Origin of the sequence: Microcoleus sp. PH2017_34_RAT_O_A, assembly GCF_020737885.1 — a bacterium.
Classification (GTDB): domain Bacteria; phylum Cyanobacteriota; class Cyanobacteriia; order Cyanobacteriales; family Microcoleaceae; genus Microcoleus.
In genome coordinates, this window is record NZ_JAEQDD010000059.1 from 1 (window position 1) to 19,915 (window position 19,915).

The following is a 19,915-nucleotide window of genomic DNA, read 5'->3' on the forward strand; positions in this document are numbered from 1 at the left end:
GTTATCCAAAAGTGAATAATGCTGAATATTCTGCTAGTTTAACACATTATTCAGATAATTGCAGCAAAATTCAGTAAATCAATCAACAGGAGAATGCTCCCCTACGAACCGGCTTGATTTTGCCACTTTTTGCCGAAATCTGTTAGCGTTTCCTTGGGAATTTGCTGCTGCAACCATTCCAAAGCCCGATTTTGGTGCGGGTGGAGGCCGGCGCGATCGTACACTTTGCAAACATCGACCAAATTAATCGGCCTGTTACCGACTCTTGCTATCAATTGAGTGCGCCACTCTTCAGCAAATTTCTGCATGGTTGGCGCGGGAATCCTGCCCTGCAACCACTCCAAAGCTCTTTCTTGGTGAGGACTTTGACCGCTGAGGTCGTAAGTATTGCAAACATTCACTAAACTCAAAAACCCGATCGGCCCTGCGGCTCTAGTTTGAGGTGGATTTACTCTGGCTGCGGGAGTAGGTGCAGGCCTTGTCGCAGGTGCAGTCTGGGTTGCTACGTTTTGCTGCGGCAGACTGCTAGCAGTCTTGCGTTGGGTACCCACACCGCAAACTAAATTATTTCTGCCGTAAGTCGGATCGGAAGGGCGAACATTGATTGGTGTGGTGGCTTCGCAGACAATGGAGATAGTCACCGGATTCTTTAAACTGGCGTTTTCTTCCAAGAAAATTGCTCCGACATAAGCTTTCATATCCGCAGATTTCGGTATTGCATAGTGAAAAGCGCCTCTGGTAGTGGTGCGAATTGCAAAGTTGTAATCCTGTGGCAATAAAATACTAAAGGTTTTGGCGATCGACCCCACAGAATTGAGAAAATCGTGGTTGCGAACCACATAGGTTTGCTGGCCGCGCACCATCGCACTAATTGCCGACTCCGCAGGTGATAGCGCTTCCCTCGCTGCGATGCGTTCCGGTGCTGGCACTAAAGCCTGCGACTGTTGTACTTCCGGCGGCTGGGCTGCGGGTGCGGGTGCGGGTGCGGGTGCTGGTGCGGGTGCTGGTGCTGGTGCGGGTGCTGGTGCTGGCGTTATCGGCGGTGGCGGTGCTATTTGCACGGGTGGATTCTGGGCTGAGGTCGATCGGGCGTCGCCCCTTATTTGGTTCCGTCTCGCCAGAAATATCTCAAAAGGAACGCCGTAATTCTCTACAGCCTGTTGAAGCCGCACGTCAGCTTTACCGTGAGTTGCTACCACACGGCCGTTGCTGTCGAGAACCGGGCCGCCACTCATACCGGGGAGAGAGGCGCCGTCGTAGGATAGTTCGTAACCTTCACGAGAGCCGGGGGCTCTACCGTTGACGTTGACAGGGTAAAAGCGGTAGCCGCGTTTGGTATCAAATTGTCCGGGACTGGGATAGCCTGCTACATAAACTGTTGACCCAGGCTGCAAATTTGCAGAGGTCGCAGTTTGAGCGACTCCGTAGTTATTTTTGCTTTGGAACTGCAACACTGCTAAATCTGTTCCCGGCACGTTTATGGCTTCGTAGATTTTGTAACGCATACCGTCGCCAGTTTGAATAAAGCATTCACCAGTAGTTGCTACGACGTGATTGGCTGTGAGGACAGTATAATTTTCACCTTGACGCTCAATTATCGATCCCGATCCCTGACAGTCGCCAGCGATCATTACTGTAAATTTTTTAGCAATTTCCCCGATTTCGGTTCGTTCTAGTGCTGGTGCTGGCAGAATTTGCACTGAGACGACGATCGCCACCGCCCCTACCAATGTTGTTGAAATTCTGCTATAAAATTTTGTCATCAGAAAAATGGGTTTGAAACCCCGTCCTAGAAGGACGGCTTTACAATGTTTGCAATGCGCCACGAGTTGTAAGCCAAAAACTTACAATCTGGGGGTAATGCGTTTTGAGTTAGACGCTTGCCAGTTTTTAACTCGTGCAAGCTAATTGTTTTTCGGTCTGGTTCTTTCTTTGTAGGAGATTCTTGCCATCCGCCAACATAACAGAACCCATATTTAGGATGTTTAACGATCGAACCACGCTTAAACCCCGCACTTAAAGTGCCACCGTACCGAGAGCGGATATGACCTGTAGAATGCTGCAAACGATGGAGTTGCCTGCGATGAAACTCAAGAGAGATTACTTCTATTAGCTTGGTATTATCAGGTTGAATGTGTCCCCCTGTATACCAATTAGCTAATACCCAAGAATCAATGCAGTGAGCCTCAAACTTCTTCGATAGCTTCTGTTTGGATTTTTTTAGTCCTAAACTTTGACGTAGCTCATAAGTATCGTTTCCCGATCTAATCTCAAGATGGGCAATCTTTCTAATCTCACAGTAAAACCACTTTTTGCCCACTTCTAAAGGACTAAACGATACATTCCACACGGGCGATCCGTTTTTCCTCTTTTGTGCCTTGATGTCCTCTACAACAAATGTCGATATCGGAAACATCAATGTCAACCAGTTAGCTATCCTTAACTTCCACTGCCATCTTGATGCCGTGGATGGGGGGATACGATTTTTGTTAACCAGCCTGTTAGCTCTATTTTGGCGGCACGGCGTGTTCCGAAACCGACGAGATCGTCGCATATTGCGCCTGACCTCTACACGGTCTTTTACCCAATCAATTGCATGAGTTTGGATATTTAAGTAAGTATGCGATTTGGATTTAACGGTAAATCCTTCGCGCTTGCTGCCTGGATCGATGCCAACCGCTATGGGTTGATAGTTGTGATTTGAAGGTTCTGCATTTAGTCGGATGCAAAATACTCCTTTTTTCCAGAATGGTGTTGCCTTGCCTGATTTGATCCAACGCTTAGCACGGGCGTTGGTAGTCGGCATTAACGGTCTATTTTCACTGTTGACAACGGGTACAAACATTTACGGTAAGTCCTATTTCTAGGTGTATATTTCCCTTCGCCACTGACTGCCAGAGCGGTTAAAAACTAGAGAGGCATTCTTAACGTCTTGCAGGATACCACTCCCAGGCAGTTCAGTCTGTCTTTTAAGGACGTAGGCTAGACACTGTTTTAGTCTTGAATCAAGAAGGTGGTGAGTCTTCCTCTTTCAAGCCCCACGCCTTGATAGCTGGGGTTAGTGACTGTCCAATTATTTAGTTTAGTTTAAGGAATAGTAGGGCGGGTTTGTATATATTGTCGATCGCTCAAATCGCCACCAAGCCAAAGCACGAAATATCGCACACTCAATCGCGCCTATTTTTTCACAGAATTGGTTGTCATTTCCAGCCCTGAAGGTGCTAGCTGCTTAAAAGTGTCGATCGGAATTCCCCAACTGTACTTACTCATCTGCTCTCGCAGCGCTGCATTCGGTTCAGTGCCATCTTTATACTGGTATGGGTCTCCCCACAGCGGGTAAGCGTGGACGCCGTTAACCCCCACCACCTCGCCGCGAACATTCAGCAGCGGCCCGCCGCTCATCCCTTTTTCAATCTCATTGGTGTAACCAATTTGATAGCCACCTTCCAAAGCTTTATCTAACACTCGCCAAACTTTGCCAGTTTTGAAGACAAATCCTCGGTCTTTTTGACCTTCTTCTGTCAAAGGAAACCCACCTGCAAATACTGCATCCTCAACTTTTGGTACGGCACCCGGCTTAGCAGTGGTATATTCAACGCTGCTAGTAAAGCGCAACAACGCCAAATCATTGCCTTTAAAATTAGCGTCTTTGACGAAGATTGCAGGGTAAATTTTATTATCTGGGGTTTGGATTTGGTAGGGAGCCTTGCCGGCTTTGAGGACGTGTTCGTTTGTCAGTACGGTGTACTGCGAACCCTGCTTGCGAATGGCGATTCCCGTTCCGGCAACTTGTCCAGACGATCGCACCCTAACAGCGATAGACTCAGCTTGTTGCTGCAATTGCTGTTGCGACATTTCGACTGGCATCTGTTTTAAGAAATTTTTGGCACGCGGAAGTTGTGCAGGCAAAATCATTGAGATGCCACTGATACAAGTTGCCAAGATTAGTGAACGCCAATCCATGTTTGTTTAGCTCGCAGTTTCTTTGCTACTTTTACCACAAACGCTCGTTGTCTGGTAGTTCGTTTTCAAACCATTGATTGAGATTGACGTTAGCAAAGCCATTTTCGTATGTTACCAGTTGCTTTTCCCCACTCAGGTAAAGCGGCTGCTTGGAGGCGCGGTTGCGGGTGTTGAGCATTTCTTCGAGAATCTGGTTGGCATTGTTGGGCCGGGGTACTGTCAGCACTATTGCTTCAGCACTCGAACAGTTCCCGCTACCTCTGACTCTATCGACGCACAATACTTGTTGACCATTGAAAGTCCCCGCTCTCATGAATCGGAGTTGACCGTTATCGTTAAACCGTTGAAATCTAGCCGATACGTCTTCGCAGCGCCGTTTGGGAGTCCAACCTGAACCGGAAAAAGCTTCATTGTTCCAAACTATCAGCGGTACGGGGCCTTTAGCGGCCGTGCGGACGATGGTTGCTGGTTTGCCTTCGCTAATCCCGCAGAAAAATTGATTTCTGGTTTGAGCTTGGCTCGGCTGCGAAAAAACACCCGATGTACCTATAACGATCGCTGCCGCAGCGAGCTTGCCAAATAAAGGTTGTCTCATTAGAGTAGCCTATATAGTTTTAATGATTGGAATTTTTTTTACGTTCTCTCCCGTTAAACTCGATCGAGTTCACAGGAGACCCCTTGCCGCACATAGTTTTTAAATCTTGCGACCCTTAACATTTTACTTTACATTATCAAATAATATTAGTCAATCTGCGTCCACCAAATTTTTGATAATTAGCTGCTACCTGTTCTGAGCCTCGCCGCAGCCCGCCCCACAATCATATTCAATCTTTTTTTTGTGGAACAGGCTTCTAGCCTGTTGTTGTGGAACAAGCTTCTAGCCTGTTGTTGTGGAACAAGCTTCTAGCCTGTTGTTGTGGAACAAGCTTCTAGCCTGTTGTTGTGGAACAAGCTTCTAGCCTGTTCGTTCGATCGCACTTCCCAGCATTCCGTCAACCGTTTAGATAATAATCCCGCGTTCCCTTCGCATTCATAGCTTCTCCGAGTCGTTGCAAACCGTACACGTAAGCAGCAGTTCTCATACAAACCGACAATTCCTGAGATTTTGTCCAAATTGCCTCAGTTTCCTCAACCATTTTGTGCTGCAACCGCTGATTGACTTCCTCCAGCGTCCAATAAAGCCCACTGCGATTTTGCACCCACTCAAAATAACTCACCGTCACGCCCCCGGCATTGACTAAAATATCCGGGAACACCTGAATTCCCCGCGCTTCCAAAATCAAATCAGCAGCAGAATCTATCGGCCCGTTTGCTACTTCAAAAATAAACTTAGCCTTGACATCATTGACATTTTGTGCAGTGATTTGATTCTCCAAAGCTGCTGGAACCAGCACGTCTACATCTAAGGCTAAAAGCTGCTCGTTTGTCAAGATTTCGTGTTCGACAATATTGCAGACAGAACCTTCGCAGTAAATAGCTTTGATACCTTTGTTAGCTTCTTTGAAGCGGCGGATGCTGGGAATATCCAGCCCTTGTTTCGCATGAATTCCCCCTTGGGAATCGCTGACAGCCACAACTTTGTAACCTGCTTTCCAGAGCAATTCTGCTAATTCGGCTCCGGCATTACCAAAACCTTGGACGGCTACCGTTGTCTCCCACGGAGTTCGGTTAAATTTGGGTAGGAGATTTTGAATTACAAAAAAAGCGCCGGTGGCGGTAGCGGTATCTCTGCCTAAACTGCCACCGATTGTCACTGGTTTACCTGTCACAACCGCCGGACTGAGCTGCCGCTTAATAATATTGTACTGATCCATCATCCAACCCATAATCATGGGATTGGTGTAGACATCCGGTGCGGGAATATCGACATCTGGGCCGATAAAATCTGCGATCGCATCTACGTAACCCCGACTCAATCTTTCCAATTCGAGTTTGGATAATTCTTTGGGATTGACTGTGATTCCGCCTTTGGCTCCTCCAAAGGGTATGTTGAGCACTGCACATTTAAATGTCATCCAAAATGCCAGTGATTGCACTTCATCGAGGGATACTTTCGGGTGGTAGCGCACTCCTCCTTTCGACGGGCCTCTGGTATCGTCGTAGCGCACTCGATAACCTTGGAAAATTCGCAGGGAACCATCATCCATCCGCACGGGAATTGATACGATTAAACTGGATTTGGGATATTTGAGCCGCTCGCTAGTATCCTCGGAAAGGGATACATATTTTAAGGCTCGTTCTAGTCGGCGGCTGGCATCGGCAAATAATGATTCAGACATAAGAATAGTTGACAGTTGACAGTTGACAGTTGACAGTTGACAGTTGACCGAAGGAAGAAGCTAGAAGGAAGAGGAAAGACGGGAAAAGGAACAATGAAGAAGGAAGAAGGAAGAAGAAAGAGGGAAGATAGGAGAATAATTTGCCGGAAAGCTCTGGGTTAGGTGGTATTTTAAATTTAATTATTTTGGCTTAACTGCTGGTTTTTCGATACTTTCTAATTTAATCACGATCGCGGTTTGATTCTGGATAACTGCCTTCTACCTTCTACAATAACTGTATAAGTGGCTTCTGTCCCCCAAGTCGATCGACAATCTGGCAGTCCCAAGCAGCAATTCAGCAGATACAGTTAAAATAGAGGGTGATATTTAAGCTCAAGCAGCAATTTGAGGAGAGATCGCTCAAATCACCGCCAGCCACCAGGGGAATTATATTCTGAAATCATCGACGCTTTAGCAAACGCTATAAACTAAATTATTATGATGGTTGGACTCCTAGCCGCGCTCTCTGCGTCTGCGGCGGGGGGTATGAGAATTGCCCTGCCCCTGCTGTTGATTGGTTTGTTGCGGATTGACAAACTTTGGTCAGAAATACCTCTATTGTCTCGCGTTCACCCCCAAGTGGTGATATCTATCTTGGTGAGTTGGTCGCTGTTGGAGGTATTTGCTTCTAAAACCTTTGTCGGACAGCGGGTGCTGCAAGTTGTGCAAATTATTTTTAGTCCTATTGTAGGAGCAATTATGGGAATTGCGATCGCTCAGGTAAGTGCGATCGACGAAATGATTCTTCACCCTGGGATGCTGTGCATCATTGGTATTGTCGGAGGTTTGCTGGCTTTAGTGCTGCAACTGGTACAAGCAGGATGGCTTTACCGACTACATATTTTACCGATTTGGGTGATTTTCCTGCAAGATGTTCTGTGTATTTCCTTGGTTTTGTTTGCCTTTGACGCCCCGAAAGAGGGTGCGTTAATTGCTATGCTGCTGCTGTGGTTGGCTATTCGCAGTTCTAAGGAGTGGTATTGCTGGTACAGAAGTCAGGGAGTACCGGGGGATGGGGGAAATCCCCGCCGCCACAAGCGCAATCCAGATTAATTTTTAAGTACGTAGTTGCGCTTGAGCGCTCTTTCTTAGGAATGATAATTAAATAACTTACAATCTTTATTGTTATTGTGGGATGGGCGTCCCGCCCGTCCAGAAAGGACGAGATCTTCTGGCCAATCCCACTTTCTTTGTGTAAATTATTTAATTCGCGATCGTTATATAAAAGCAAGAGCGCTGAAGCGCAACTACGTACCTTTCGGAGCGCTGAAGCGCAACTACGTACCTTTCGGAGCGCTGAAGCGCAACTACGTACCTTTCGGAGCGCTGAAGCGCAACTACGTACCTTTTATTCAATGAATTTAATCTCGATACAAAAACCGCCCTCTTGCGGTTTTTAGATGCGCGGGGCGGGTTTTATGTTGAGATTCTTTGTCTGCTGTTGGTTCGGATTGCAGGCTTAATCTGCACCTAAAGATCTAAAGCAAGCCGATCGAGTGTAGCGGGCCTTGACCCGTAATTAACTCGATCACTAATGCTATAAAACCAATCATTGCTACACGACCGTTCCAGACTTCCGCCCCCGTCGTCAAACCCCACTCCCACTGCTCTTGAGGGTACATTTTAACTTTCTTGGAAGGGCGTATCACATCCGCAAATTTAACGCTCGGAGATTCTATCGACTCGATTACTAAATCTGCCAAGGCTTCAATAAATACCGGATGAGTATTCAATGCAGGGACTCGATAGAAATTTTCAATCCCCGACTCTTCTGCTAATTCTCGATACTCCATGTCAATTTCTTGCAGAGTCTCGATGTGCTCGGAAACAAAACTAATTGGAACTACCAACAAATCTTGAACTCCACTTTCTGCTAATTCGGTAATCGCTTCTTCGGTGTAAGGCTTGAGCCATTCCACCGGGCCAACCCGACTTTGGTAAGCTAGTGTATGTTCGTTCGATCGATTCAAATGTTCCATAATCAGACGAGTACAATCTTGAATCTCCCGCTGATATGGGTCTCCAGCCTCTTCTACGTAGCTGAGGGGGACGCCGTGGGCGCTGAAAAAGATGTGAACTCGATCGGGATTTGGACTGTTATCTAATTCTTGGGCGATCAATTCCGACATTGCCTGAAGGTAGCCTGGTCGGTGATACCAAGAAGGAATCGCGGTATATTCTATCTGGTTGAGATCTGGATCTTGGTTCCACATTTCTTCTAGCTGTCGGAAGCTAGAACCGCTGGTGCTGATCGAAAATTGAGGATACAATGGCAAGATTGCCAATTGTTCGATGCGATCGCGCTTAATTTTGGCGATCGCCTCTTCAGTAAAAGGATGCCAGTAACGCATCCCCACATATACTTTGGCATCTTGTCCCTTAGACTGCAAAAGTTCTTGCAGCGCCAAGCCTTGTTCTTCGGTAATCCGCCGCAAAGGAGAGCCGCCACCGATTTGGCGGTAGTTTTCCTGGGATTTTTTAAAACGCAGAGTCGAAATCAACCAGGCGAGCGGTTTCTGCATCCACGGAAACGGAATGCGAATGATTTCCGGGTCAGCGAACAAGTTGAACAGGAAAGGACGGACATCCTCGATTTGATCGGGCCCGCCCAAGTTTAATAGTAATACTCCTACACGGCCCATAGCGGTTACGCCTCTCCCATCGTCTCAGTTCTGTTAGTTATTTTTATCATATAACTTAATAATATCTTAAGTCGATAGCAAGATATACATAATTTTGAATATGGCAACAATTTTGAGAGATTTAAGTTATAGGTATCAGTGGCTGTACGATGCGATCGCGCGTCTGGCTGCTTTGAGCGTAGGTGGCGAAACTCGTTTTAGGCAGCTAGCCTTGGAAAATGTGACCCTGGGCGCGAAAACTAAAGTTTTAGACCTTTGTTGCGGTAGCGGTCAAACTACGCAATTTCTCGTGCAATATTCCCAGGATGTCACAGGACTTGACGCTTCACCATTATCGCTGCAACGGGCAAGAAAAAATGTGCCATCAGCCAATTATGTAGAAGCTTTTGCCGAATCGATGCCTTTTGGCGACAATCATTTTGATTTAGTACACAGCAGCGTTGCGATGCACGAAATGCAGCCGTTACAGTTGAGGCAAATTTTTCAAGAAGTATACCGCGTGCTCAAGCCCGGTGGTCTATTCACTTTGGTAGATTTTCATCGGCCCACAAATCTGCTATTGTGGCCGGGGTTGGCTGTATTTTTGTGGTTGTTTGAGACTGAAACTGCTTGGCAGTTGATTGAAACTGACTTGGAGAGTTTGTTGGCCCAAGTGGGATTTCAACTCTACAATTCAGAAGAAAGCGAACAACCTAAACTTTATGCTGGCGGCAGCATTCAAGTTATCCAAGTTAAAAAATAGGTACGTTGTTGCGCTTGAGCGCTCTTTCTTTTATATATAAGCAAGAGCAAGTTAAAAAATAGGTACGTTGTTGCGCTTGAGCGCTCTTTCTGTATATCTAGGAAAGAGCAAGTTCAAAAATAGGTACGTAGTTGCGCTTGGGCGCTCTTTCTTTATATAGATCAAAGAGCGCTCAAGCGCAACTACGTACCTGGATTTAATGTGACATTTGCGTCCATGACTGTTGACTAAACAAACTTTTTCGCTTCAGCCAAAGCTGCTTCAAACTTAAGCAATACATCCTTTTCTGTGTGAATAACTTTCTCCTGTTCTAGTAGCGGGCGGCCAAACCGAAAAATACCATCTTGTTCTACGTGGTCTACAGCAGGAAGCGTTTCGGGATGTGGCAAAAATTTGCGACCGATTGTGTACGGCGTGTGGTAAGAAAAACTAAAATCTGGAAACTTATCGCTCTTAATTTCCAGGTAGTAAAGCGAATAATAATCCTTTGTTTCACAGTACACGCATTCGCGACACTTATTTACCAGTTTCCGGTTTTGATAGAAAAAATCCCACTTATCCCAATAGTAGTCATCTTTCATCATGTCTTGGTGGTCGTCGCACAGTTCGAGATATAATTTGTCAGCACCGGGAGGACGGTAAAAGTAAAGCATCGCATAGGGCATTTCAATCAGTAATTTGACTGCTTGATTTTTGCGCTCGTACCATTCTTGCTGGTGAATTTCGTAAATTTCGTAGACTTCGTTAGATTTAATTGCTTTAAAGCTGTTAAGCTGATTTTCTTTTGCCCACCGCGACGCCCAAACTGTCCAGTAAGCTAACTGGAAAGTTGCTGAAATTTCCGCCGAACCTTGTTCTTTCCAGTCGGAAATAATTTTTTCCCACGCTGCACTAAAAGCTCCTCGCGATTGTTCGTTTTGTTCGGAGTTTTCTGTATTGATTGGCTCGGCTGTTGGGCGAGGATTTTTAATCAGTCCTTTGGGTTCTTTGCGCCAGTTATCAATGTCAGTTGGCGTGAGAGTTAAGATGAATCTTCTGTCGTGAACGGGATATTCTAAATGAATTCCCGATTTGCGGAAAGAGCGGTATTCTAGGATCGGGAGCCTGCCTTGTTCGATCCATTGCTGGCGTTCTGCTGCTGAACACTTGAGCATTGCTTCTAATTCTACCGGATCGACGGCTAATTCACTTTTGAAGGTCTCCCAAAATCTTTCTTGTTCGGCTGCATTTGCTTCCAGCACTGATACAATTGTGCTGACGATGCGATCTGTTTGGTCTTGAGAATTGTCGGGAAGTCCTAAGAAGTCGAGGAGTTGGGCTTTGAGTATTCGTCTGGCAGAAATTAGCTCGGCTAACATGAGAAGCTCCAGTAGAGTCTGAACTTGCAACCTTGAATTCGCAAGATTTGTGCAAGTCTTATATATCTTAATGGATTCTCTTGAGTTGTCGGCAATTGAATTCACATCCGATCGCCAATTGTAACGGATATTGTCTCGCACAGGTCGATTTTACGGGATTTGGGCTTGAAAGTCGTGAAGCCCACTACCCAGTCATATCTAAGCAAAAACACTCAAAGCCAGGTTGTAAGGTAGATTCCCTACGGGATAGCTACGTCGCGCGTGCTTGTGCCAAAACCGGCTAAAATCGATAATTGCGATCGCGCACCCACAAACTCACAGGCACAGCATGGCCTGTTTTGTCAACCTTGACTTCTACGACAAAAGACTGCCGCTGCTTCCGTTGAGCTTCGCTAATCTCGTCATTGACTTTTTCCCTTTCATTCTCGGGCATATAATAAGTTTCCAAGCCATATTCCATGCGCGAATCGTTATATTTGCCTTGAATGGCGATTTGATTGGCTGGCAAATTTGGGGGATTTTTCAGACTGACGCGCGTCGGTTTCCAAGGTTGGGGGCGGACAGAATTTGTCGCGGCTTTTGGCGCTTCTAAGATTACATAAAAACTGATATTTTGGTTGACACGGTATATTTGTTTTTCGCAAACAACTCCGCGCGGACAAGGTATTTTCTCTAGTTTTCCTGGTAAATCTTGCCAGCCGGGGAGCTTTTCGAGATTTGTGCGATCGGAAATATCATAACTCAAAACTTGGTAATATCCGCGCAAAAAGTCGTAGGGGTCTACTGGTGCAGTTTGCAAGACAACAGTTTTGCCAGTAACAAAAGTGTAAACTGCTGGAGCCGGTACTGCGGCAATCAGTCCAATTTGCAGAATCAATGGAATCCACAGCCGCCACCCGGGAAGCCGTTTTGCAGTGGGGGGAAGGGTGAAGGATGGGGACTGAATTAAAGTGTTGGTTGTTTCTGAGTTTTCGGTATTCATATTAGTATTTGGGAATTTGTGATTAATTGGTATGTTGTTGGGCTTGAGCCTCCTTGAGACGTATAGACAAAGAGGGCTAAAGCCCAACAACGTACCTAATTTTTAGGATAACAATAAAACGACCATGCTTCGATCGAGGGGCTAGGAAGATCGGATTGCAGTGAAACAACTATCTGACTTCTAATCATCGATTTTAGCGAAGTGTTTCTCGAACCACAAGCCAGCGGCAATTACGCCAATTCCACACAATACAAATACAAAAGATTTGAGCAACAATTCTGTGTTATATTCAAAGACTCGACTGATAATTTGCAAAGTTATCAATACCATTCCTCCCCAAAAACTCTGACGGTTTCCTAAAGCTAAACCTTCTCGGATTAAGCCGACTGCGAGCAGAAATGATAAAACATTAAACAGAAAAGTTGCTAATTGAGGAATTGGAGTAAAAGTCAGGTGAAAAAACGGTATGAAAGCGCTGGCGAGAATGAAAAGTGCGATCGCACCTGTAGTCAAATTCACTGCTTTTTGCGTGCGGCGGCCCATCTCCAAACGTCCCAAATGCAGCCACTCCAACACCGCTAAACCACCCAAAACAGCGACATTTGCCAACAAAACCCAATCAGGCCCGGTTTGTCTAGGTGTCGGCGAATCTTGCCAAAACCAGTGGAAAGACAGAAAGTAAAACAGACCGGCGAAGTACAGCAGTGCTAAACTGCGGGCGGTAGGTTGAAACAGTCTGCTGTGCAACTTCGGCCACATCGCATCGTCGTATCCCCACAGCAAAGCGGGCGCTAAACCACAAAATATTGCTGCACCCCAGCCGCCATCTGCTGCTTGGGCAATAGAAACTTGTAATGAGAAAATTATGGCGATCGCACCTATAGCAAAAATAACACGCGATCGACACCAATAAGCCAACGGCACAAACATCAAACTCGCAGCGATTGGCATTTGTCGCACCAAAACTTCCAGCCAAGAAAACTCAACTTTAGAAGACCAATCTAACACCGCCAGCCAATAGCCGAAACCGATTAAAAGTGCGGACAAAACACCCAACGAAGTCAACCGCAAACTGTAAGCCATTCCCAACACTCCGATTCCCCAAACTAGGAAAAGTCCGTAGGAAGAACCGCCGATGTGGAACATTTGCGCCATCAGCGCCATATTTGCTCCTAAAATCAGAGCTCCTAACAGTAACAATCCTTCACCAAGCAGTTTGTTTCGCCCTTTTGTGACGGGTAAAATACTTTGATTTGAGCTTTTGTTTTGGGAAGGGGGAATGCGCCACAAATAGAAACCCGCCACATTGACTGCAACGAAAACGCTCAGCAGCATTGCAACTCTCACTTCGCGCGACCAAACTTGCCAGTTTGCTGCTACAAAGGTGATGACTCCTATACCTAGAAGTATGCTCCCCAAGCCGATGAGAATGCTCAGAAATTGGTTGCGGGAAGCGGTTTCGAGAGTGTGAAATTGATATCGTTCCGAAAGTTGTTGGTAGAGAGATTTGTCGATGAGTCCTTCTGCTTCCCAGAGTTTGGCTTCTGCGCGCAACTCGCGCCGAAATTTATCTGAAATCATTTTCAATATTCCAGAGTGTTTTAACTGTGATTGTTATAATAATGTCACTTGTCGGTCGATTGTCGGTGGATGTTGGGACACCTGCTGAAGTTGCACAGGAGTGTTTGAAGACAGTAAACTTGAATTGCTTAAATTGTTGACTGATAGACTAACCGCAGATTGAAGGCAGATAAACACGGATAAACGCGGATGTTTTTAAGATAGTTGGCGATTTTGGCAATTCCAGTATATGATTGGTTTATAGTGATTTTCAAAGGTATTGCTAGAGCGAGAGATAAGGCAAAATCTCTTGAAATTATCTGCGTTCATCCGTGTTCATCTGCTTTACATCTGCGGTGGTTCTAAACTTGATTTAAATTCCAATCATAGGGTAAAAAAACGATCGCCCATTCATCGCTTACACCCACCTCCGGGCCCAAATAACCGCCCACATAGGCAGCTACCGAACCCGCATTCTTGACAAAATCCTCGCCGTACCACTCAAAAATCTTGCTCAAATAAAGCGTCTTTTTCCCAGCATCGTACCGCACTTTATCGGGATTCTTGATAAAACTATTCGCATCCGTCTCCAGTTGAGTTCGCACAGACTCGGGGAAGTAAGCGCCGCGGCGCAACAACGGACATCCGACGGAAGCGCAAACTAAGGCAAAATGAATGCGCGCTTCGGCAAATTCCGGGCGCAAAATAGCGTGTTCGATTTGATTGAGGCTGTACTTTTTGCCGCCAATAATTGAATTTGAACGGGTGAAGAATTCCAGAAAACCCAGCCAGTTGGGGATTCCTAAAATTTTGGGACGGATGGACGCGATCGGGTATACTTCGATTACTTGGGAAATTGCGATCGCATTGTACGCATTCAACCACAGCGCCAACCGCGCATCCACATCCGTCATAGCAGCTAAATCTACATCTGCCAAAGTTCCCAGCCAATTGCTCAAAACCTCCGCCCCTTCAGCTTTCCAGCGCCGGTAATTGACGCGGCCGAAATCGTCAACGTAGCATTTTAGCAACTCGTCCCAAGTCGAAAAGTCGATCGAATTTATCATTAAGTAGAAGGGAGAAAGAAGAAGGAAGAAGGAAGAAGGAAGAAGGGAGAAGGGAGAAGTAAGAAGTAAGAAGGAGGGAAAAGAGATACACAGCCAGCTTTTTAGCTATCCGTATTTCACGTTTAATTAGATCGATTTACCAGCAAGAATTGGTTGAAAGCCGGAACCCTTTGAGGGAGAAATTAAACTCAAACTATTCATTACTCCAATCCTCTTCGTTTTAGGTAGAAGTCGCTTTCCAACTATCAACTGTCCCAGGTCAACTGTCAACTGTCAACTGTTGAATTACTGTCCACATTCTAAAGCCGACATTGCTTTAGCTTGGGGTTTTATTTATTGTACACTTATTTTCTTTTAACTCTTGTGTGGTAGCCTTCGACGCTGCCCAAAAGTTCAATTTAAGTGTACAGCCTTTCTCAAATAAATGAGGTATGCCCTATGCCCTATGCCCTATGCCCTATGCCCTATTAGCAGCTCATGTTACACCAGAAAGGCGATACAACAGCTTATTTAATACTACCGTCAACCCAAGTAGCCCCTTTCAGCTTAGCATTTTCCAAATTGGCCCCCGTCAAATCGGCTCCGGTCAAATTAGCCTCAGTCAAATCAGCACCTGCTAAATTAGCTTGCCGCAAAGAAGCCCCGCTGAGTGAAGCCCCACTCAAATTTGCCCCGGATAAATTAGCCTCCCTGAGATTCGATCCTCTCAAATCTGCCCCTTGCAAATCGGCATTTGCTAAACTCGCTTGCTGAAGGGGAATGCTTCTCAAATCGCATCCCGGACATTGGTTAGTTTGCAGCAACTGGTTGATTTGCTGGGGGTTCCCTGCAATCACCGCTGTAGCCAGCCCGAATATCAGTCCAAATGAAATCGCTCCTAAAGTTACAGATTTCATAGTCTTTACCTTCTACAATTATAAAAGATTCTTAATTTAAACTTCAACGGGGAGCGGTTTATTCCGGCACAACACCAATCCCACTTTCTGATGTTAATTTGTAATTTTTCGTTACCAAACAAACCAACTATGAGCGATCGCACCAATTTTTTTGATAAACTGTTAGCGGCTGTTGAAATCAATCAAAGTCTGCTGTATTTAGCCCTCGATCCCGACCCGGAAACCTTGCCAGCACTGGTTTCGATGACTGTCGATGAAACTCAAAGTTTTGTAACTGATTTGTTGAAAAGGCTCAAAAGTGCGATCGACCAAACAGCCGATTTAATCTGCGCCTGCAAAATCACCCTCGGTTTTTATCAATCTCTCGGCATTCCCGGCTGGCAACTGCTGCAACAAATATTAACAATTATTCCAGAACACATACCAGTAATTTTAGATGCCAAACACAGCGATTTAAACACCAGCACGGTGTTTGCCAAAACCGTATTTCAAGACTGGCAATTTGACGCTGTTACCTTAAGTCCTTACGCGGGATTCGATGAAGTAGCGCCATTTTTATTATATCCCGGAAAAACAGTCTTTGTCCTCTGTGCCACGGCCAACCCGTCAGCCGCCGAATTGCAAGAATATCCGACACCAGAAAACCCTTTCTACTTGCAATTAGTCCGAGTATCTCAGACTTGGGGAACTCCCGAAAAGCTGGGTTTAGCAGTAGGAGTAATGCCGGATATGTTGGCGCGAATCCGCAAAGCTGCTCCCGAACGGCTGATTTTAGTTGAAGGAGACATCGCCGGAGAAAATCACTTGACAGAAGAAAACGACCTCGCGCAACTGCTGGCGGCCGGTTTAAGCAAGAATGGTGAGGGTTTATTGCTGCCAGTCCCCCCAAGTTTGTTGGCGGGGAAAGAGCCACGCCGAGAAATTGAGAAATTACGGGATAATATTAACAAAGAGAGGCTGCGCGCGATCGAAGGAAGTCCGACTTGCGAATTGTGGCTACCGGATGTTTGCTTTTTGCAACCGGAACCCAACCGCGATTTAATCTTGCAACTTTATGACATTGGCTGCGTAGTTTTTGGCGACCACGTACAAGCATCGGGCGCTGTATTTCCATATTACATTGACTTGCGAAAAATCATTTCAACTCCACAAATTTTCCATCAAATTGTCAGCGCCTACGCAGACATTCTCAAAGACTTAAAATTCGATCGCATTGCGGGCATTCCCTACGGTTCTTTACCTACAGCAACGGGTTTAGCATTGCGAATGGAACGCCCGATGATTTTCCCGCGCAAGGAAGTGAAAACCTACGGTGCGGGTAAGTTAATTGAGGGGCATTTTCAGCCTGGAGAAACGATTGTCGTAGTCGATGATATTTTGATTAGCGGTAAAAGCGTGATGGAAGGTGCGGGGAAGTTAAAATCTGCGGGGTTGAATGTGGAAGATATTGTGGTTTTGATTGACCACGAACAGGGAGTGAAAGATAAATTGAAGGCTAACGGTTATCGCGCACATTCTGTGCTAGCACTTTCTGAAATAGCTGAGATTTTGTATCAAGCAAATCGCATTGATACCGAACAATTTAATATGTTGACAGCCGAAGGCTAAGTCACAATTGTTGTAGGGGCGGGTTCGCCGACATCTATGAAACCCATAAACAATCTCATAAACCCGCCCTCCTTCGCCGTTATTTAAAGCAACATTTAATCTTAAAAAATTGGGTACATTTGTATTGTTTGTTGGGTGGGAAGGGTTTATGGAATTCTCGATTTTTGCCGTTAAATTTTGGCGAATTCGCCCCCTAGAAGTCGGGGATTTTTTATCATGTTTTTAGGACACATTTGGGTACATTTGTATTGTTTGTTGGGCGGGGGCGGGTTTATGAAATTCTCGATTTTTGCCGTTGAATTTGCCCTACAATGTTTTGTATTGTTTGTTGGGCGGGGGCAGGTTTATGAAATTCTCGATTAACCTTGCAAAACTTCAATTAAAGCCTCGCCCATCGCCCGACAACCGACCAGTTTCATACCTTCCGACATGATATCACCAGTGCGATAACCTCGATCCAAAACTGCCACAACCGCTTGCTCAATTTTATCAGCAGCTTCGGGCTGACTTAAGGCGTAGCGCAACATCATTGCAGCGCTTAAAACTTGGGCGATGGGATTAGCTTTATCTTGTCCGGCGATATCCGGCGCGGAACCGTGTACTGGTTCAAAAACTCCCGGGCCGCTTGCACCCAAACTCGCAGAAGGCAACATTCCAATACTACCAGTTAGCATCGCCGCCGCATCCGAAAGAATGTCGCCGAATAAGTTACCCGTGACAATTGTATCGAACTGTTTCGGCCAGCGAATTAACTGCATGGCTGCGTTGTCAACATAAAGGTGAGAAAGTTCCACATCGGGGTATTCTGAAGAAAGGGCAATTATACGATCGCGCCACAGTTGCGAAACATCCAAAACATTCGCCTTATCAACGGAACACAGCCTTTTTCCGCGCTTCCGGGCCGTCTCAAAAGCCACGCGCCCGATGCGATCGATTTCCGACTCGGTGTAAGCCATCGTATTCACACCGCGTTTTTCCCCGGTTTCCGTCTCAAAAATGCCTTTTGGCTTGCCGAAATAAATGCCGCCAGTGAGTTCGCGGATCACCATAATATCCACACCTTCGACAACTTCTTTTTTTAAAGAAGAAGCATCAACCAACTGCGGTAAAATAGTTGCAGGACGCAAATTTGCAAACAATCCCAATCCGGCGCGCAGTCCTAACAATCCAGTTTCCGGACGCTGTTCGCGGGGCAAATTGTCCCACTTGTAACCGCCGATAGCTGCTAATAATATCGCATCGCTGTTGCGGCACTTTTCCAAAGTTTCTTCCGGTAGCGGATTGCCTGTGGCGTCAATAGCAGCGCCGCCCATTAATGCTTCTTGAAATTCAAAGCCGATGTCCAATTGTTTGCCGACAAGTTTCAGGACATCTACCGCTACAGCGATAATTTCAGGGCCGATGCCGTCTCCTGGTAAAAGAGTGATGCGGTAGTTTTGAGTCATATCGATTTAGGAGTTTTGATTTGAGATTTGAGATTGAGAGTTAAGGGGAATTCTTTGGCAATCCAAGACATTCTCACAAGGCTATAATCATATCAGGATAAGCAACCTCAGAATTCATTATGACATTCCCGACTTACCCGCCTGCTCAAGCTGAACCGCCTCTAGACCCCCGGCAGAGTTTGCCAACAATGTATGATTTACCTAGCGAAGACCCAAAGGATCCCGGTTTGCCTGATACATTTCATTTAGATCAGCCGCAACTCTTGGAATTCACGTTTTTGCCACCTGGATGGGATGCGGAGCAAGTATTTACAGCCAGCGACCTAAATTTGTATTACGATGCAACACAGCCGCGCTGGCATAAACGCCCGGATTGGTTTGCTGCGGTGGGTGTGCCCAGGCTTTATCAAGGGCGCGATATGCGTTTGAGTTATGTAGTTTGGCAAGAACGGGTAAATCCGTTTGTGGTGGTGGAATTGCTATCGCCGGGAACTGAGGATGAAGATTTGGGCCGGACTGTTCAGCAAGCTGGGGAACCGCCGACTAAGTGGCAAGTTTACGAACAAATTTTGCGGATTCCTTACTATTTTGTGTTCAGTCGCTACACGGATGAATTGCAAGCTTTTCATCTTGTAGGTGGCCATTATGAACCGGCAGAATTAATGGATGGGCGGTTATTTATTCCTGAGTTGCAGTTGAGTTTAGGGTGGTGGCAAGGCACTTATAAGAGTATGAATCGTTTGTGGTTGCGGTGGTTTACGGCCGAAGGAGGGTTGATTTTGAGTCCGAGTGAAAGGGCAACTGCTGCGGAACGGCAACTGATAGAATATCAACAGCAACTGATAGAATCTCAACAGCGAGAGGAAAGGCTAGCGGCGCGGTTGCGGGAATTAGGTATCGATCCTGAACAGTTGGTTTAATAGTCCCGCACTCAGCCCTGGTGAAACCGTTTCTTGGTATATTTATCGTAAGCTGTCGCACATTTAAATTGTATATTCAGGGCGGGCGGGACGCCCACCCCACTCATTGTCTGATTTTTTTGAGATGCAATTTAAATGCAGAACAGCTTAATAAACGCAAATTTTCTGAGAAACCGGGCTTCTAGTCATCCGTAAGTCCTGTTTGAGTATTCCAAAAGCAGGCGCGGCGCAGCTATCGGGATCTTAATCGCCCATAACCGCTTTTCAACTCCTCGCATCCGTGCAACAAGATTGAAATAAAATAACAAAAGTTCGATCGCACGCACGTACAAAAAATCGGCAAGGAGTCGCACCAGTGACAGACGGGGAAAGCACACCAACATCAGCACAGATTGACAATCGAGACTATTCATG

The 19,915-nt window shown here is 46.0% G+C and carries 17 protein-coding genes; 4 read left to right on the plus strand and 13 right to left on the minus strand.

Annotated elements, in window-relative coordinates; all coding sequences use genetic code 11:
- Positions 1 to 101 precede the first annotated feature (101 nt).
- The 5 genes from JGK11_RS19745 to JGK11_RS19765 form a co-directional block, all read right to left on the minus strand.
- Positions 102 to 1,763 (minus strand): trypsin-like peptidase domain-containing protein, encoded by a 1,662-nt coding sequence (locus JGK11_RS19745; RefSeq protein ID WP_293192527.1) that lies wholly within the window; start codon positions 1,761 to 1,763, stop codon positions 102 to 104.
- A 26-nt stretch (positions 1,764 to 1,789) separates the two neighbouring features.
- Positions 1,790 to 2,845 carry an RRXRR domain-containing protein gene (locus JGK11_RS19750; protein WP_293184066.1) on the minus strand — a complete coding sequence of 352 codons (1,056 nt, stop codon included), beginning with the start codon at positions 2,843 to 2,845 and terminating at the stop codon, positions 1,790 to 1,792.
- 332 nt (positions 2,846 to 3,177) lie between these two features.
- Entirely contained in the window at positions 3,178 to 3,963 is a 786-nt protein-coding gene (locus JGK11_RS19755) for a serine protease (RefSeq protein ID WP_293184063.1), read from the minus strand.
- A 31-nt stretch (positions 3,964 to 3,994) separates the two neighbouring features.
- Entirely contained in the window at positions 3,995 to 4,558 is a 564-nt protein-coding gene (locus JGK11_RS19760) for a COP23 domain-containing protein (RefSeq protein ID WP_293184061.1), read from the minus strand.
- A gap of 397 nt (positions 4,559 to 4,955) precedes the next feature.
- Positions 4,956 to 6,242, minus strand: a complete 1,287-nt coding sequence (locus JGK11_RS19765) for a Glu/Leu/Phe/Val dehydrogenase (RefSeq protein WP_293184058.1) — start codon at positions 6,240 to 6,242, stop codon at positions 4,956 to 4,958.
- A gap of 480 nt (positions 6,243 to 6,722) precedes the next feature.
- Here JGK11_RS19765 and JGK11_RS19770 point away from each other — a divergent pair, with 480 nt between their 5' ends.
- Entirely contained in the window at positions 6,723 to 7,334 is a 612-nt protein-coding gene (locus JGK11_RS19770) for a DUF4126 domain-containing protein (protein ID WP_293184070.1), read from the plus strand.
- Between the two features lie 425 nt (positions 7,335 to 7,759).
- Here the strand turns inward: JGK11_RS19770 and hemH are convergent, their stop codons facing one another.
- Positions 7,760 to 8,923: a ferrochelatase gene (gene hemH / locus JGK11_RS19775; RefSeq protein WP_293184056.1), complete on the minus strand. Its 1,164-nt coding sequence runs from the start codon at positions 8,921 to 8,923 to the stop codon at positions 7,760 to 7,762.
- Between the two features lie 100 nt (positions 8,924 to 9,023).
- Between hemH and JGK11_RS19780 the strand changes: the two genes are divergently transcribed.
- Complete coding sequence (locus JGK11_RS19780; RefSeq protein WP_293184054.1) at positions 9,024 to 9,665, plus strand: class I SAM-dependent methyltransferase; 642 nt, start codon at positions 9,024 to 9,026, stop codon at positions 9,663 to 9,665.
- A gap of 227 nt (positions 9,666 to 9,892) precedes the next feature.
- On the opposite strand, the gene JGK11_RS19785 is transcribed toward JGK11_RS19780, so the two are convergent.
- The 5 genes from JGK11_RS19785 to JGK11_RS19805 form a co-directional block, all read right to left on the minus strand.
- Positions 9,893 to 11,023 (minus strand): hypothetical protein, encoded by a 1,131-nt coding sequence (locus JGK11_RS19785; protein ID WP_293197952.1) that lies wholly within the window; start codon positions 11,021 to 11,023, stop codon positions 9,893 to 9,895.
- A 280-nt stretch (positions 11,024 to 11,303) separates the two neighbouring features.
- Entirely contained in the window at positions 11,304 to 12,005 is a 702-nt protein-coding gene (locus JGK11_RS19790; protein WP_293184049.1) for a GDYXXLXY domain-containing protein, read from the minus strand.
- Between the two features lie 180 nt (positions 12,006 to 12,185).
- The gene (locus JGK11_RS19795) at positions 12,186 to 13,586 is read right to left on the minus strand and encodes a DUF2157 domain-containing protein (RefSeq protein ID WP_293184047.1); all 1,401 of its coding nucleotides are present in this window, start codon (positions 13,584 to 13,586) and stop codon (positions 12,186 to 12,188) included.
- A gap of 341 nt (positions 13,587 to 13,927) precedes the next feature.
- Positions 13,928 to 14,632 (minus strand): DUF547 domain-containing protein, encoded by a 705-nt coding sequence (locus tag JGK11_RS19800; RefSeq protein WP_293197959.1) that lies wholly within the window; start codon positions 14,630 to 14,632, stop codon positions 13,928 to 13,930.
- A gap of 506 nt (positions 14,633 to 15,138) precedes the next feature.
- The gene (locus tag JGK11_RS19805; protein WP_293184043.1) at positions 15,139 to 15,528 is read right to left on the minus strand and encodes a pentapeptide repeat-containing protein; all 390 of its coding nucleotides are present in this window, start codon (positions 15,526 to 15,528) and stop codon (positions 15,139 to 15,141) included.
- A 129-nt stretch (positions 15,529 to 15,657) separates the two neighbouring features.
- Here JGK11_RS19805 and JGK11_RS19810 point away from each other — a divergent pair, with 129 nt between their 5' ends.
- Positions 15,658 to 17,136, plus strand: coding sequence for a bifunctional orotidine-5'-phosphate decarboxylase/orotate phosphoribosyltransferase (locus tag JGK11_RS19810; RefSeq protein ID WP_293212564.1), 1,479 nt, complete (start codon positions 15,658 to 15,660; stop codon positions 17,134 to 17,136).
- Between the two features lie 359 nt (positions 17,137 to 17,495).
- Here the strand turns inward: JGK11_RS19810 and leuB are convergent, their stop codons facing one another.
- Complete coding sequence (gene leuB / locus JGK11_RS19815) at positions 17,496 to 18,581, minus strand: 3-isopropylmalate dehydrogenase (protein WP_293184039.1); 1,086 nt, start codon at positions 18,579 to 18,581, stop codon at positions 17,496 to 17,498.
- Between the two features lie 119 nt (positions 18,582 to 18,700).
- Here leuB and JGK11_RS19820 point away from each other — a divergent pair, with 119 nt between their 5' ends.
- Entirely contained in the window at positions 18,701 to 19,501 is an 801-nt protein-coding gene (locus JGK11_RS19820) for a Uma2 family endonuclease (protein WP_293192518.1), read from the plus strand.
- 185 nt (positions 19,502 to 19,686) lie between these two features.
- Here JGK11_RS19820 and JGK11_RS19825 read toward each other — a convergent pair whose 3' ends face one another.
- On the minus strand, positions 19,687 to 19,914 hold the full coding sequence (locus tag JGK11_RS19825) for a hypothetical protein (protein WP_293184072.1): 228 nt from the start codon (positions 19,912 to 19,914) through the stop codon (positions 19,687 to 19,689).
- Between the last annotated feature and the right edge of the window lies 1 nt (position 19,915).

Coding starts and splice junctions, on each gene's coding strand:
- JGK11_RS19745 (WP_293192527.1), bottom strand. CDS start 1,763: ATGACAAAATTTTATAGCAGAATTTCAACAACATTGGTAGGGGCGGTG.
- JGK11_RS19750 (WP_293184066.1), bottom strand. CDS start 2,845: ATGTTTGTACCCGTTGTCAACAGTGAAAATAGACCGTTAATGCCGACT.
- JGK11_RS19755 (WP_293184063.1), bottom strand. CDS start 3,963: ATGGATTGGCGTTCACTAATCTTGGCAACTTGTATCAGTGGCATCTCA.
- JGK11_RS19760 (WP_293184061.1), bottom strand. CDS start 4,558: ATGAGACAACCTTTATTTGGCAAGCTCGCTGCGGCAGCGATCGTTATA.
- JGK11_RS19765 (WP_293184058.1), bottom strand. CDS start 6,242: ATGTCTGAATCATTATTTGCCGATGCCAGCCGCCGACTAGAACGAGCC.
- JGK11_RS19770 (WP_293184070.1), top strand. CDS start 6,723: ATGGTTGGACTCCTAGCCGCGCTCTCTGCGTCTGCGGCGGGGGGTATG.
- hemH (WP_293184056.1), bottom strand. CDS start 8,923: ATGGGCCGTGTAGGAGTATTACTATTAAACTTGGGCGGGCCCGATCAA.
- JGK11_RS19780 (WP_293184054.1), top strand. CDS start 9,024: ATGGCAACAATTTTGAGAGATTTAAGTTATAGGTATCAGTGGCTGTAC.
- JGK11_RS19785 (WP_293197952.1), bottom strand. CDS start 11,023: ATGTTAGCCGAGCTAATTTCTGCCAGACGAATACTCAAAGCCCAACTC.
- JGK11_RS19790 (WP_293184049.1), bottom strand. CDS start 12,005: ATGAATACCGAAAACTCAGAAACAACCAACACTTTAATTCAGTCCCCA.
- JGK11_RS19795 (WP_293184047.1), bottom strand. CDS start 13,586: ATGATTTCAGATAAATTTCGGCGCGAGTTGCGCGCAGAAGCCAAACTC.
- JGK11_RS19800 (WP_293197959.1), bottom strand. CDS start 14,632: ATGATAAATTCGATCGACTTTTCGACTTGGGACGAGTTGCTAAAATGC.
- JGK11_RS19805 (WP_293184043.1), bottom strand. CDS start 15,528: ATGAAATCTGTAACTTTAGGAGCGATTTCATTTGGACTGATATTCGGG.
- JGK11_RS19810 (WP_293212564.1), top strand. CDS start 15,658: ATGAGCGATCGCACCAATTTTTTTGATAAACTGTTAGCGGCTGTTGAA.
- leuB (WP_293184039.1), bottom strand. CDS start 18,581: ATGACTCAAAACTACCGCATCACTCTTTTACCAGGAGACGGCATCGGC.
- JGK11_RS19820 (WP_293192518.1), top strand. CDS start 18,701: ATGACATTCCCGACTTACCCGCCTGCTCAAGCTGAACCGCCTCTAGAC.
- JGK11_RS19825 (WP_293184072.1), bottom strand. CDS start 19,914: ATGAATAGTCTCGATTGTCAATCTGTGCTGATGTTGGTGTGCTTTCCC.